The following is a 12,704-nucleotide window of genomic DNA, read 5'->3' on the forward strand; positions in this document are numbered from 1 at the left end:
ATCACCGTGTGGAGTCGGCGGAGAAGGCTCTGGGTGAGGCTGAGGGGCGTGAGCGGGTGAAGATCGCGACGCGTGAGGGCATGTTGGCTGAGGCGCGCAGTCATCTGCAGGCCGAAGCCGCCAGCCAGCCCGCCTCCGGGCACTGAGTTTAAGTAACTCGATCCAGAAATCTGCGAGCGCGTCACCGTATCGGTGGCGCGCTCGTGGTTTGATGGAAGCAGTGATGAGCCCTGTGACAGAGGAGGTACGTTGAGCGCGGATTCGGCAATGAGGGAAGTAATCTCGCAGGCGTATGCGCAGCGACGCGATGCCTGGGAGTCTGCCGCCGTGCGGATCAAGCGCTGGCTCAAACAGCAGCAGAGGGGTCTGCTGAAGGACAAGGATATCTCCCGCCTGGATGTCGACGGCCATCGAATCAAAGATCCGGCTCGCACCCTGGCCAAGCTCGGCGAAAAGATCGCCGACGACCCGTCGCTGCAGATATCCTCCCCACGCGATGTGGAGAATCACATCCGCGACATCGTCGGGGTGAAGGTGCTGTGCAAATCGCCGCGTGATCAGAAGATGATGTTCGACTCCCTCACGGACCCGCAGCAGCTTGGACCCTTCGTCCTCATCGAGCAGAAGAACTACGTCGACCCGCCCAAACCCAGCGGCTATCGGGCCTGTCACGTGACCTTGCAGATTCCCTCTGATCAGGGGGAGCCGGTCTTTGCGGAGATCCAAGTCAAGACCAGGCTCCAAGACGCCTGGGGCGAGTTGACCCACGAGGACATGTACAAACCCGGCGCGGCGATGAAGCCCAGTGAGCTGCACGGTGAGTTCGCCCGTGCGATGGCGAACATGCTGGCAACCGTTGATGACATGGCCGATACTCTTGCGGTCGAGCTCTCTGCATTGACGAACCCCGATCTCGAAACGTCGGTGCCCTCTGCCGCAGACGACACCATCGAGGTCAAGGTCAGGGCCACCGGTCCGAAATACGCTTTGGCTGTCGACACCGACGGCCGACAGGGACTCATCCCTGCCTTCGCAGTCCGCAAGCTCAGCGACTCCAAGGGCACCATCAAAGTCAACGACTTCATCAGTGTCGATGACCGCCTGCGTGTCACCGTCGAAGAGGACTCGAAGGGTCTGTACTACATCCCGATGGCACTGGCCGACGACTGAGCTCAGGCCCAAGAGCTCTTGTGGAGCATCTGCTCCAGAGTTACTTGTGGAGCAGACGCTCTATAATGAAGAGGTGGAAGCGAACAACCGCGGTCGACCTCCCGAATTCGACCGGGCCCAGGCCGTGCTCGAGGCCGCACGACTGTTCTGGCGTCGTGGCTACAGCGGTACCTCGACACGGGATCTGACCTCGACGATCGGCATCTCGACCTCGAGCCTGTACTCGGCATTCGACAGCAAGGCGGGTCTGTTCGACGAGACCGTTGGGGTCTACGCGCAGCGGTATACGGCCATCTACGAAAAGGCAATGGCGGCGCAGTCCATCAGCGTGGCCGTCGATGGGCTGTTGAGGTCCTCGGTCCTCGAATTCACTCAGCCAGCCGATTCTCATCCCGGCTGCCTCATCACCAGCGCAGTCATGTCCGATGTCCCCGCAACGCAGAATGCGCGCGGGGACATCTCGACCATGCTGAAGAAGAACGAAGGCCTCCTCCGTGCTCGCATCGGCACGGCGATCGACGAGGGCGAGATCTTGGGCGGAACCGACGCAGATGTCGTCACCGGCTTCGTGCAGGCGAACTGGCATGGGCTGGCTGCCCAATCGCACCACGGTGTCGAACGCAACGAGCTGCTGCGAATCGCTGACTTTTCACAGCGGGCCATGTGGTCGACCTATTCTCGGTGACCCGGTGCTGTGCTGCCCATCCAACAGGTCGTCTCAGGCCCGCACGCTGACTCAGACCAACACGTGGTCTGCGCGGTCACCGGCCAGCACCGCGTCTCGGGCGGCCACCAGATTGGTCAGTGCCTGTCTCACCTCGGGATAGCCGCGAGTCTTCAATCCACAGTCAGGATTGATCCACAGGCGTTCGGCGGCCACGTTGGCCAAAGCTGCCTCGATGAGTTCAGTGAGCTCCGCGACCGAGGGCACACGTGGTGAGTGGATATCGTAGATTCCCGGCCCGATGCCGCGGACGAAGTTGAAATCAGCGATGTCGTTGAGCACCTCCATGCGTGACCGTGCCGCCTCGATGCTCGTGACATCGGCATCGAGCGCATTGATCGCCTCGATGATCTCACCGAATTCCGAATAGCACAGATGTGTATGGACCTGCGTGCCCGCATCGACCTGCGCATTCACCAGGCGGAACGACCTCACCGACCAGTCGAGGTAAGTGGCACGGCTGTCCTCGCGGAGGGGGAGGAGTTCTCGCAGCGCAGGTTCATCGACCTGAATGATCCTGATGCCGGCAGCCTCGAGATCGGCGACCTCATCGGCAAGCGCCAAGGCGATCTGGTCGGCCGACTGTGCCAAGGCCACATCATCGCGGACGAAGGACCAGGCGAGGATCGTCACCGGGCCGGTGAGCATCCCCTTCACCGGGCGGCTGGTTCTCGTGCCGGCATAGGTCGACCATTCGACGGTGATCGCCTCTGGCCGCGAGACATCACCGAAGAGGATCGGCGGTCGGGTGCACCGTGAACCATAGGACTGGACCCATCCGTTGTCCGTGGTCGCGAAGCCGTCGAGATTCTCTGCGAAATACTGGACCATGTCATTGCGTTCGGGTTCGCCGTGGACGATGACATCCAGGCCCAGCTCCTCCTGTAGCCCGACCACACTGTCGATCTCGGCTCTCATCGCGGCAGTGTATTCCTCGGAATCGATGCGCCCAGCACGGTGATCCGCGCGGGCGAGACGAACCTCAGCAGTCTGCGGGAACGAGCCGATCGTCGTTGTCGGCAGTCGGGGCACATCGAGGGAGGACTGCGCCGCAGCGCGGGTCTCGAAATCCGTGCGGTAGCCAGCGTCCCCGGCGACACCTGCAGTTCTCGCCGCCACCTCGGCGTTGTGGACCCGGGATGATTCCGTGCGAGTCCGCTGCACGCGATCGGCTCTGGCGAACGCCTCCGGGCGTGCATCGGGTCCGTTGGCCAGCGCGGTGGCCAACGCGTCGACCTCGGTGACCTTCTCCTCGGCGAAGGAGAGCCAGGAGGCGACATCGACCGGCAGGTTCTTCTCATCGTTCACGGTGTGGGGGACGTGGAGCAGCGTGGTCGAGGTGGAAACGCTGAGCGACTCACGACCCAGATCGTCCAATACTTTCAGACTCGTGCGCAGATCATCGGCCCAGACGTTGCGTCCGTCGATGACACCGGCGACGAGGTCGACCGAAGCTGGAACCGTGGAGGCGATGCGGCGCACATAATCCGGATCGATTGCGCGAGTGGCTGCTGAGACATCCACGCCGAGCGCGTCGATGCCCGAATTCGCCAGCGCGGGCAGCCCGGCTCGCAGGCTTCCGTACGGGGCGGTGACGAAGATCTGCGGGTGGGTGCTCGACCCGGTCAGGGCAGCATAGGTGCGCGAGACCGCCTCGGCGAGCTCCTCATCTGTGTGCTCGGTGAAGTCGGTGACGAGAGCCGGTTCGTCCAGCTGGACCCAGTCGACCCCGGCCGCGGCGAGGATGCTGATGACGTCACGGTAGACGGCCGTGAGTTCGTCGAGGCGCTCGAAGGCCGAGGTGGTGCTGCCGGGTGCGCTCTTGGCCAGTGCCAGCAGGGTCACGGGCCCGACGAGGACGGGCCGGACGGTGTGACCGGCGGCTCGGGCTTCCGAGACGAGGGAGAGCAGGTGCTGAGGGTGAGCCTTGAAGCTCGTGGAATCCTCGAGCTCGGGCACCAGATAGTGGTAGTTGGTGTCGAACCATTTGGTCATCTCCAGTGGTGAGCGTTGCGCCGTGCCACGTGCCAGGGCGAAGTATTCATCGAGGTCGAAGTCGGTGCCGTTCGTCTCCGAAGCGATGAGTCCGACGCTCAGCGCGGTGTCGAGAACATGGTCGTAATGGCTGTATGAGGCGGGGATCGAATAGTCCTCATCCAGGCCCAGATCCCGCAGTCGGTGGTAGGTGCTCAGCCGCAGTGTGTGCACCGACTGGGCGAATACTTCGGCGTCGATGCGTCCCGCCCAGAAGCTTTCGAGGGCCTTCTTCTGCTCGCGTTTCGGGCCGATGCGCGGATAGCCGGTGATGGTGGCCGTGGGAAATGCGGTGGTCATATCTGTGTGTCCTTCTCTTTCGTGGGTGTGTGGTTCGGTGAGGGCGGCCACCGCCGAGGTGGTGGTGACGGTTGGAACGACGTGAGACTGACTCCCGCACGCTGGAGTGCGGAGAGAAGGTCCTCGGTCGTGTGCAGGTCGTTGAATGTGTAGAAGTGCAGCCCGTGAGCGCCCTGTTCGAGCAGTGCGGAGGTGTGCTCGGCCGTGATTTCAAGGCCGATCCGGCGTGCGGTCGCCTCGTCGTGGGCGCGATCGAAGCGGGCCAGGAGCGATTCGGGGACCGGGAGGCCGGCGAGTCGGCCCATCGTGTGCAGGCGTTTGGCATCGGTGATGGGCAGGATGCCGGGAATGATCGGGATCGTGATGCCGGCGTGGTCGGCCCGCCTGCACAGGTCTGCATAGGCGTAGGGGTCGAAGAAGAGCTGGGTGATCGCGAAGTCAGCACCGTTGCGCTGCTTGGCCGCGAGGACGTTGAGGTCTTCGTCCGGGCCTGATGACTCGCAATGCCCCGAAGGGTAGGCCGCGACTCCGATACCCAAGCGGCCTGCGGCCAGGCACGCCACATTGTCCCCTTCGATTTGCCGCAGCAGTTGCACGAGAGCATCGGCATGAGGCAGATGATCGGTGGGCACTGCGCTGACTCCGTCGGGGAAGTCTCCGCGGATGGCGAGGAAGCCGCGCACGCCGACTCCCAGGAGGTGATCGATCCAGCCCAGCAGTTCGGTCTGTGTGCCGGCGGTGCAGGCCAAGTGTGCGAGGGGTCGCAAGGAGGTGTGGGCGCGGATGTGCTCGATGAAGTCTGCGGTGCCCTGCAGCCAGTTGCTCCTCGCCGAGGAGGTCACCGCCAGATAGTCGGGGTTCAGCGAGTCCAGGAAACGCAGGAGCTCGGGCATTCTCGCCGCCTGCGTCGCCGAGCGCGGTGGGATGACCTCGAAGGACAGAGCGCGGCGCAGGCGGTGAGACGGCGCGGGCGCCGGTTCGGCAAGGGTCAGCGGGGCCGAAGCCGAGACCCTTGGTGTGGATGTCGCCGGGGAATAGGTGATGGACATGCCGCCATCCTGCCGCCGAGCTCAGAGCAGTGCGCGAGGGAGGCGCGATCGGCGTCGCAGTCCGTCATGAACGCGTCAGAGAACGACCGAGTCGGTCAAAAGGGGACTTGTTGCGTCATGAAGACTGGGGAGAAGCTGGCTTGGGGTATGGAGATGGGGTCGCGGAGGAGAGGAGCGCTGCCCTGGCTGAGTGCTGAGCCAGGGTTGGCTCAGCGGTAATTGACGAACTGCAGGTCGAGATCGAGGTCCTTGCCCTTGAGCAGGGAGATGACTTCCTGCAGGTCGTCGCGCTTCTTCGAGCTCACGCGCAGCTCCTCACCCTGGATCTGGGCCTTGACGCCTTTGGGACCCTCGTCCCGGATGTACTTCGAAATCTTCTTCGCGTTGTCCTTGTCGATGCCCTCCTTGAGACTGGCATCGATGCGGTATTCCTTGCCCGAGGGGTAGGGCTCGCCGTCGTCAAGGGATTTCAGGGAGATGCCGCGCTTGACCAGTTTGGACTGGAAGACGTCGAGGATCGCCTTGACCCGGTCTTCGCTGACGGCCCTCATTTGGATGGCTTCTCCGGTCCAGGCGATCGAGGCGTCGGTACCGCGGAAGTCGTAGCGTGAGTTGATCTCTTTGGCCGCCTGGTTCAGGGCGTTGTCGGCTTCCTGCCGATCGACCTTGCTGACGACGTCGAATGAGGATTCGCTGGCCATGAATGCTCCTTGTGTGGTGAGTGGATGGACGAGTATCTGGTCACCGAGTGTAGTCGAGACGCATAATTGTGATCTGCGTCTATTGAGTTGGTGATTCCGGGTGCGGGCTTGTAGTATTTTCAAGTGCTCATCGAGCGCACACTGCGGCAGATTGCCCGAGCGGCCAAAGGGAGCTGACTGTAAATCAGCCGGCATTGCCTTCGAAGGTTCGAATCCTTCATCTGCCACGCAGACAGGGGAAGCCCTGTGATCATCACCTGATCACAGGGCTTCTTCGCATTCATCCCCATTGCGCGGACCGAGATACCTGCCTACTGTGGAGGAAAAGCCGAATGGATTTCTCGCCATGACCGAAGAACAGCCTCCCCGCCGCATAGGTTCGATTCAGGATCGCAACGCGATCGTCGAGTCCGCGCTGGACAAAGCGATCAGGCGCGGCGACTTCGAAAACCTCCCCGGCCTTGGCAAACCCCTGACAGGTCTCCACAACTCCGAGGATCCCGATTGGTGGATCAAGCAGAAGATGGAGCGGGAAGAGCTCAGCGGTGTCGCCCCCGCCGCCTTCCAGCTGCGCAAAGAAAACGCAGTCCTCGAAGACACCCTCGATGCGTTCTCGAAAGAGGCCGACGTCCGCGACTATCTCGCCGGCTTCAATGCACGGGTGCGGGAGGCCGTCATGGACCTGCGTGAGGGGCCGCCCGTGTTCACTCCACCACGGAAGGTCGACGAGGAAATCATCGCCTGGCGTCAGCGCCGGGAAGCTCGCCACGAAACGCAGAACCCGCACCGGGCCCCGACAGCCGAACAACCGCCTCGGCGATGGTGGCGCAGAAGGCGCAGTTAGAGTTCCTTGCGCAGTCGTTCCAGGGCCAGGTGGGCCAGCAGTGCTGCCTGATCACCGAGGACGCTGTCGTCGAAGACGACGAAGGGGGAGTGGTTGTCGCCTTGGAGTTCCTCGGGCACGTCGGTGCGTTTGGCACCGAGCATCATGTAGGTGCCCGGAACCTCCTGCAAAACGAACGAGAAGTCCTCACTGGGCATGATCGGATGCGGTGAAACCTCCAAGCGGTCCTCGCCCAACAGGCTGCGGACCTGGTCAACGGTCCATTCTGTCTCTGCCGCGTCGTTGACGGTCACGGGATACTGCACCTGGAAATCCACCTCGGCGGTGCATCCGTGAGCCTCCGCGATACCCCGAGCAAGCTGTTTCGACTGGACCCGCACAATGTCCAATGTTTCCTGGGACAGGGTGCGGACGGTGGCACCCAGGCTCGCCGAGGCGGGGATGACGTTGACCGCTTCACCTGCCTTCAGCTGGGTCACGGACAAGGCGATCGGGTCGAAGGTGCTGATCCGCCGGCTGACCATGTTCTGGAGTGCGGTGACGAGTTCGGCCAGGGCCGGGACCGGGTCCACGGCCGACTGCGGTTGGGAGCCGTGGCCCCCGCGTCCGTGGAGGGTGATGTGAAGGACGTTGGAACCGGCCTGCAGCGTTCCGGGCTTCGTCGACACGAGACCCTTGGGGCCCATGTGAACATGTGCCCCGAAGGCGGCGATCGCCCGGGGCCCCGCAACCTCGAGAACGCCCTCGTTGATCATCACGGAGGCGCCGTTGTGGCCCTCTTCGCCAGGCTGGAACATGAAGACGACATCGCCAGCAAGATCCTCGCGGTGGGCATGCAGCAGCAGTGCGGCACCGACGAGTCCCGCGGTGTGCAGGTCATGGCCACAGGCGTGCATGTTCCCATTCGTCGACTTGAACGGCTCCTCGGTCATCTCCTCGACGGGCAGTGCGTCCATGTCCCCGCGCAGCAGGACGGCGGGAGCATACGCGGGCCTATCCGGGTGGGTTCCGCGCAGAACCGCCACCACCGAGGTGGTCCCAACACCCGTGCTCACCTCCAGATCGAGGCCCTCCAAGGCAGCGAGCACCGTGGCCTGCGTCTGCGGCAGGTTGAGCCCGACCTCGGGGTGGGCGTGCAGGTTGCGTCGGAGTTCCTGCAGCCGAGGCAGGAGGGTGTTCGCCTCGGCCAGTAGGCTGGTCACAGCATTCCGACGAGGACGCTGGCGATGACGACAGAGCCGGCACTGACCGAGGTGAAGCCGCCGACGAGCATCGGCGGCAACATGACGTTGAGGAGTGCTTCCTTCTCATCGTCGTCACGGGCGATCGAGCGTGCGACCTCGTTGGTGAGCAGGTAGTCGGCCGGGAAGCCGTACATGGCGGTCAGGGCCACCGACATTCCCAGCGAAGACTTCCACCTCAGCAGCTTCGTAGCGATGAAGCCACCGACGAGAATGCCGATGCCGCCGATGACGAGGATCGAAATGGTGGGCACGAACGCGTTGATGACGTCTTGCACTGAGGCTGAGACCAGTGGGGCCATGACGATTGCGATCACGCCGGACATGGCCACGCCGAAGGAGTTCGACCGTTCCATCGCCTTGTCCGGGGACAGGCCCGCTGCAGTGGCGGCGATGCCGAGGATGAGCGCGATGATCGATGACGGGATGTGTGTGGGAGCCTCCAGGAGGGTCGCGATCGAACCGCCGACGAGGATGAGGAAGAGCATGAACAGCTGGTTGTCGACGAGAAATGCCGGCAGGGTCACGAGTTTCTTCTTCGTGGCGGCGTCCGCCTCGTCCTCGTGGTGAGCCGCGGCGAGTTCGTGGAGTTCGCCGCTGTCGCGCAGGTTCTTGGCGTAGCGACGAAGCAGGAAGTTCGTCAGCGGCATCGACGGCAAAGACTGCAGCATGAGGACGAGAGCCGGAAGGACGATGATCGCCGAGGCGGCCCCGTGAGCTGTCAGGCCCTCCGTCGTGAGGCTGGTGGCGACGATGCCGCCGGCCAGCGGGCCTGAACCGGCGACGAAGGTCTCGAACCCGAAGATGGGCGCGATGATGAAGAAGATGAGCAGTACGGCCACGAGCATGCCGGAGACGGCGATGATGACCGAACGCCACTGTTTGAGCATCACACGCAGGGGAATGAGCGTACCCATGTGGAAGAGCAGTGGTGCCACGAGAATGGAGTAGACCTGGACGAGCATCGAATCGTCGACGACGGTGTCGGGGACGATGCCGATCTTGGCGAAGATGAAGATGCCCAACATCGCCACGAGGAGACTGGGGACGCGGGCCTTGGACCAGATCGAGACCAATTCGCCGATGGCGATGAAGCCGAGCACGATCGCGGCAGCGTAGATGCCTTCCATTGCGATCCTTTCAAAGGTGGTGGGTGGTGTGTGGGGTGCTTCTCATATCTACGACAGTGAAGATATGAAGTAACTCACAGTGAGTACGTTATTGCCTGTTCCGACTTTGCGCCCAGGCCCTTCTCAGCATTCAAGATATTGAAGACACTTCAGGGCCGCGTCACCGTGTCTCTGGTGCGGAACTGGAATGCATTCGGATTGAGACGAGGGCCAGGGCAGGGCATAGTCTGGGCGTATGAGTTTTCTGCAGTTCCTGCACGAACGTGGGATCACCGAACGCCCCGGTTCCTCGAAGCGGCCCTTGGTGATCGCACACCGTGGATATTCCGGGGTGGCCCCGGAGAACAGCCTCGCCGCTGTGGATGCGGCACGAGCCCTCGACGTGGACTTCATCGAAGTCGACACCTCGACGAGCGCCGATGGAGTCCCAGTCATCCTCCATGACCCGGACCTTGACCGGACCACTAACAGGAAAGGTCCGGTCGCGAATCTGACGGCGGAGGAACTCTCCTTCGTCGACGCAGGCTCCTGGATGGGTCCCGGATTCACCGGCGTCCGGATTCCGACGCTGGCGGCCGTGATGCGAGATATTCAGCACCGAGGCGGCGAACTCCTGCTTGAGCTCAAGGGGGAGTGGTCCTCCGGTGCGGTCGCGCAGATCTCCGAGCTCGTCGTCGAGACCGGCACCGCCGATCGGATGGTCGTGCAGTCGTTCAACACTGAGACCCTCGCAGCCTGCCGAGACATGCTGCCGATGGTCTCGCGGTTCTTACTGCGCATGGTCCCGCGGCCCGAGGACATCGAGATCGCACGGGCGCTGGGGGCTGTTGCAATCAACCCCTCGTACAAGGGATTCTCGATGCGCAGGTCCGTCGTCACCGAGATTCGCGACAATGACCTGGGCGTATTCGTCTGGACGGCAGATTCCATGAACGAATGGCGCGAGCTCCTCGATGCCGAGGTCGATGGCATCATCACAAATCAACCCGGCCGTCTGCAGGGGTTCCTGGCGGGCAGATTCGACCCGGTGAAGTGAGGTTCTGCGATCTGTGAGTGACGTCACTGATCGCCGATTTGCCCTCGTTGCGCGAAGCCGTGTAAATTCTTACCTGTTGCCCCGATAGCTCAGTCGGTAGAGCATCTCCATGGTAAGGAGAAGGTCAAGGGTTCGAATCCCTTTCGGGGCTCTCGTGCCGCTTAAATGCGGTGCTGGGGCGGGGTAGCTCAGCTGGTTAGAGCGCACGACTCATAATCGTGAGGTCGGGAGATCGAGCCTCCCTCCCGCTACCGTCGAAGAACCTCCATCCATTGGGTGGGGGTTCTTTTCATTCACGATCTCTTCTCCCAGCAATTGCCCAAGCGTGATGTCCATGTAGCTGGCGATTGTCATGAGTTCATCGATTCGGAATGGCATTTGGCCTCGAAGTCGGTTGGAAACGTTCTTCTGCGCAAAACCAAGAATCTGTGCAAGATCTGCCTGCTTTAGCTGCTTCCTCACCATCCAAGCTCGAACCTCCAGCCCTACGCGCTGGTTCTCAGTGATGGTTTCCTCCATGTTCGCTGTCATAGTCCTATCGTATCCGCGCCGAGGGCATTGGTAAACCGCTGAGCGTATAAAAAATAACGAAATCGAGTGTCGGGTGCTTGCCACCGTATACGTTCAACGTATACGGTGGGTGCATGAGGTATTCGAAGCAGGTGAGAGCCAACGTTATGGCGGAGATGGGGCGCAGAGAACTGCGCCAGATGGATGTAGCCGAGATCTTGAAGATTTCGCAGAACAACGTGTCGCGGAGACTTCACGGAGCAGTGGATTGGAAGCTCGGAGAATTGCTCAGACTTGCTCAAGTCTGGGAGATCCCCCTTGCAACGCTGCTCAACGGCACCGAGGACGACCCGTTTGCTCCTAACGGAGAAGCGAAAGCGGTGGAGGCGTGATGAGTACCGAACTTGTTAGCACATTTACTGCGGCCGAGGCGCGCGAGTTCACTGAGGAGCTCAAGGCTGACTATGGATCGTTGCAGACGAAGATCTCCGCGGCGTGGAAGGGCAGGATTTGGCTTGCCTTTGGATACGCATCCTGGCAGGAGTACCTAGACACCGAGTTTCACGACATTTCGTTGCGTCCTCCCAAAGAGCTAGAAGATCAGGTCCTCGGCGAACTCAGAGCAGCAGGAATGAGCACACGCGGGATCGCGGCTGCGACTGACATGTCGAAAGACACCGTGGCCCGTCGGCTGATTTCTGCAACTGTCGCAAATGAGACAGTTGACGACGGTAGTCGGGTTATTGGTCTCGATGGGAAGTCCCGTCCTGCTTCGATGCCGAAATCAGCACCAGCGGCTCCCGAGCCTGAAAGCATCGTTGATGCTGAGGTCATCGAGGAAGATGAGTCCGACGATTACGACCTCGTTTTCGGATCCGGCCTGGAGCCAGCTTCCGTGGATCTCAACGAGTCGAGTAATACTCCGGGACGTGAGCACGTGGTCCGTGCGATCCGTGAACTCCACTATGGTGCGTCGGCACCGCTACCGATGGTGAAGAAGCAGTCGAAACTGCTTGAGGTCGCGTTCAGCGGCGGAGTCTCCGACCTCGCGACGCTCGAGGGCGACAAAGTCGAAGATCTCGGTCGCGACGTTGCCGATGCCCTGGGCGTTCTCTCCGATCTACTTTCGGCAATGGCGACACAACCAGCACCCACGTTCCAGGCCGCACTGACGCACTCGGACACCGTCGGATCGATCAAGAAGACCATGACGAACCTCCAAGTCATCACCCGGAGCCGGTCATGATGTTCTTCGCCGCCGTCGAGGATCCGATCTCTATCGAAACGTGGATCCACGAGCAGGTCCAGTCATTCCTGATGATCGGCGTTCCAGCGATCATCGTCCTCAGTGTGGCCGCAGGAATGATCTTCGTAATGGCGAAGATGGTGCTGGGAGATCCCGTCACCAGAGTGCATGCGCGAAGCCAGACCAACGACGACATCACGGCGAGCAATGTATGGGATGAGGCTGCGGTCGCAGTGACTCGGCATGACGCAGCGCAAACACGGTGGGATCAGTGGCATACGGACCTCGACCTACTTATCGAGTACCCCGCAATCCACGACGTTGCTCACGAGAAATTCGCTATGCGGATCCTCGATACCGCCGAAGCCGCGAATTGCGCACGCGACGCATGGGAGGGCCAGCCTCACAGCATGAGTCGCCTCCAAAGCTACCGCGCAGCTGTAGACGCGTTCGACAAGGCTCTGCGTGATGGCGAGCACCAAGCCACGATTCTCGGCCGCGGACCGTCCCTGGACCCAGTGCTGAAACGAGTGATGGACGATGCCGCGCACCTCGTCGAAATCCTGCGCCGTCCCGACACCACAGACGATGACCGGGACCGGACGATGCGCGCACTGTTCAAAGCACTCAAACCCGTCGTCGGTGACCAAGTCGTGAAGATCCCCGAAATCGAACCGTTTGTGATGAAACAGATCACAACCACGAAGACCAAGTGATTG

Annotated in this window: 13 protein-coding genes and 3 tRNA genes; 10 read left to right on the plus strand and 6 right to left on the minus strand. The window is 61.8% G+C overall.

The annotated features are described in order from the left end of the window. Positions 1-267: 267 nt before the first annotated feature. Positions 268-1,170 (plus strand): GTP pyrophosphokinase family protein, encoded by a 903-nt coding sequence (locus tag BSP239C_RS18780; RefSeq protein ID WP_226830861.1) that lies wholly within the window; start codon positions 268-270, stop codon positions 1,168-1,170. A gap of 73 nt (positions 1,171-1,243) precedes the next feature. Continuing rightward, a complete protein-coding gene (locus tag BSP239C_RS18785; protein WP_101574914.1) occupies positions 1,244-1,855 on the plus strand; it encodes a TetR/AcrR family transcriptional regulator in 612 nt (203 codons plus the stop codon). Between the two features lie 51 nt (positions 1,856-1,906). Here BSP239C_RS18785 and metE read toward each other — a convergent pair whose 3' ends face one another. The 3 genes from metE to BSP239C_RS20835 all read right to left on the minus strand — a co-directional run bounded on the left by metE (position 1,907) and on the right by BSP239C_RS20835 (position 5,978). Beyond that, on the minus strand, positions 1,907-4,228 hold the full coding sequence (gene metE / locus BSP239C_RS18790) for a 5-methyltetrahydropteroyltriglutamate--homocysteine S-methyltransferase (RefSeq protein ID WP_101574874.1): 2,322 nt from the start codon (positions 4,226-4,228) through the stop codon (positions 1,907-1,909). Beyond that, positions 4,225-5,277 (minus strand): methylenetetrahydrofolate reductase, encoded by a 1,053-nt coding sequence (locus tag BSP239C_RS18795; protein WP_101574875.1) that lies wholly within the window; start codon positions 5,275-5,277, stop codon positions 4,225-4,227. Before BSP239C_RS18795 ends, metE begins: the two co-directional genes overlap by 4 nt. A 209-nt stretch (positions 5,278-5,486) precedes the next feature. Beyond that, positions 5,487-5,978 (minus strand): YajQ family cyclic di-GMP-binding protein, encoded by a 492-nt coding sequence (locus BSP239C_RS20835; RefSeq protein WP_180959104.1) that lies wholly within the window; start codon positions 5,976-5,978, stop codon positions 5,487-5,489. 145 nt (positions 5,979-6,123) lie between these two features. On the opposite strand from BSP239C_RS20835, the gene BSP239C_RS18800 reads away from it, so the two are divergent. Together BSP239C_RS18800 and BSP239C_RS18805 are read left to right on the plus strand one after the other, a co-directional pair. Then, positions 6,124-6,205 (plus strand) — tRNA-Tyr (locus tag BSP239C_RS18800). Positions 6,206-6,324: 119 nt separating this feature from the next. Then, a complete protein-coding gene (locus tag BSP239C_RS18805) occupies positions 6,325-6,822 on the plus strand; it encodes a DUF1992 domain-containing protein (RefSeq protein ID WP_101574876.1) in 498 nt (165 codons plus the stop codon). Here BSP239C_RS18805 and BSP239C_RS18810 read toward each other — a convergent pair. Continuing rightward, positions 6,819-8,024 carry a M20 family metallopeptidase gene (locus BSP239C_RS18810; protein WP_101574877.1) on the minus strand — a complete coding sequence of 402 codons (1,206 nt, stop codon included), beginning with the start codon at positions 8,022-8,024 and terminating at the stop codon, positions 6,819-6,821. The two genes, BSP239C_RS18805 and BSP239C_RS18810, sit on opposite strands and share 4 nt — an antisense overlap. Next, positions 8,021-9,193, minus strand: a complete 1,173-nt coding sequence (locus BSP239C_RS18815; protein ID WP_101574878.1) for a hypothetical protein — start codon at positions 9,191-9,193, stop codon at positions 8,021-8,023. The genes BSP239C_RS18810 and BSP239C_RS18815 overlap by 4 nt, the downstream gene beginning before the upstream one ends. 235 nt (positions 9,194-9,428) lie before the next feature. Here BSP239C_RS18815 and BSP239C_RS18820 point away from each other — a divergent pair, with 235 nt between their 5' ends. The 3 genes from BSP239C_RS18820 (at position 9,429) to BSP239C_RS18830 (ending at position 10,480) form a co-directional block, all read left to right on the plus strand. Next, the gene (locus BSP239C_RS18820) at positions 9,429-10,229 is read left to right on the plus strand and encodes a glycerophosphodiester phosphodiesterase family protein (protein WP_101574879.1); all 801 of its coding nucleotides are present in this window, start codon (positions 9,429-9,431) and stop codon (positions 10,227-10,229) included. 78 nt (positions 10,230-10,307) lie between these two features. After that, positions 10,308-10,380: transfer RNA gene (locus BSP239C_RS18825), tRNA-Thr, on the plus strand. A gap of 26 nt (positions 10,381-10,406) precedes the next feature. After that, a tRNA-Met gene (locus BSP239C_RS18830) sits at positions 10,407-10,480 on the plus strand. On the opposite strand, the gene BSP239C_RS21445 is transcribed toward BSP239C_RS18830, so the two are convergent. After that, on the minus strand, positions 10,440-10,760 hold the full coding sequence (locus BSP239C_RS21445; protein WP_101574915.1) for a helix-turn-helix transcriptional regulator: 321 nt from the start codon (positions 10,758-10,760) through the stop codon (positions 10,440-10,442). The genes BSP239C_RS18830 and BSP239C_RS21445 overlap by 41 nt on opposite strands. A gap of 113 nt (positions 10,761-10,873) precedes the next feature. On the opposite strand from BSP239C_RS21445, the gene BSP239C_RS18840 reads away from it, so the two are divergent. From BSP239C_RS18840 to BSP239C_RS18850, 3 genes are read left to right on the plus strand one after another with little or no spacing between them, the layout of a single operon-like run. Continuing rightward, positions 10,874-11,131 (plus strand): helix-turn-helix domain-containing protein, encoded by a 258-nt coding sequence (locus BSP239C_RS18840; protein ID WP_101574880.1) that lies wholly within the window; start codon positions 10,874-10,876, stop codon positions 11,129-11,131. Continuing rightward, the gene (locus BSP239C_RS18845) at positions 11,131-11,985 is read left to right on the plus strand and encodes a hypothetical protein (protein ID WP_101574881.1); all 855 of its coding nucleotides are present in this window, start codon (positions 11,131-11,133) and stop codon (positions 11,983-11,985) included. Before BSP239C_RS18840 ends, BSP239C_RS18845 begins: the two co-directional genes overlap by 1 nt. After that, on the plus strand, positions 11,982-12,701 hold the full coding sequence (locus tag BSP239C_RS18850; protein WP_101574882.1) for a hypothetical protein: 720 nt from the start codon (positions 11,982-11,984) through the stop codon (positions 12,699-12,701). Before BSP239C_RS18845 ends, BSP239C_RS18850 begins: the two co-directional genes overlap by 4 nt. Positions 12,702-12,704: the final 3 nt, after the last annotated feature.

Source organism: Brevibacterium sp. 239c (genome assembly GCF_900169365.1).
Taxonomy (GTDB): Bacteria; Actinomycetota; Actinomycetes; order Actinomycetales; family Brevibacteriaceae; genus Brevibacterium.

Coding starts and splice junctions, on each gene's coding strand:
- BSP239C_RS18780 (WP_226830861.1), top strand. CDS start 268: ATGAGGGAAGTAATCTCGCAGGCGTATGCGCAGCGACGCGATGCCTGG.
- metE (WP_101574874.1), bottom strand. CDS start 4,228: ATGACCACCGCATTTCCCACGGCCACCATCACCGGCTATCCGCGCATC.
- BSP239C_RS18795 (WP_101574875.1), bottom strand. CDS start 5,277: ATGTCCATCACCTATTCCCCGGCGACATCCACACCAAGGGTCTCGGCT.
- BSP239C_RS20835 (WP_180959104.1), bottom strand. CDS start 5,978: ATGGCCAGCGAATCCTCATTCGACGTCGTCAGCAAGGTCGATCGGCAG.
- BSP239C_RS18805 (WP_101574876.1), top strand. CDS start 6,325: ATGACCGAAGAACAGCCTCCCCGCCGCATAGGTTCGATTCAGGATCGC.
- BSP239C_RS18815 (WP_101574878.1), bottom strand. CDS start 9,193: ATGGAAGGCATCTACGCTGCCGCGATCGTGCTCGGCTTCATCGCCATC.
- BSP239C_RS18820 (WP_101574879.1), top strand. CDS start 9,429: ATGAGTTTTCTGCAGTTCCTGCACGAACGTGGGATCACCGAACGCCCC.
- BSP239C_RS21445 (WP_101574915.1), bottom strand. CDS start 10,760: ATGACAGCGAACATGGAGGAAACCATCACTGAGAACCAGCGCGTAGGG.
- BSP239C_RS18840 (WP_101574880.1), top strand. CDS start 10,874: ATGAGGTATTCGAAGCAGGTGAGAGCCAACGTTATGGCGGAGATGGGG.
- BSP239C_RS18845 (WP_101574881.1), top strand. CDS start 11,131: ATGAGTACCGAACTTGTTAGCACATTTACTGCGGCCGAGGCGCGCGAG.
- BSP239C_RS18850 (WP_101574882.1), top strand. CDS start 11,982: ATGATGTTCTTCGCCGCCGTCGAGGATCCGATCTCTATCGAAACGTGG.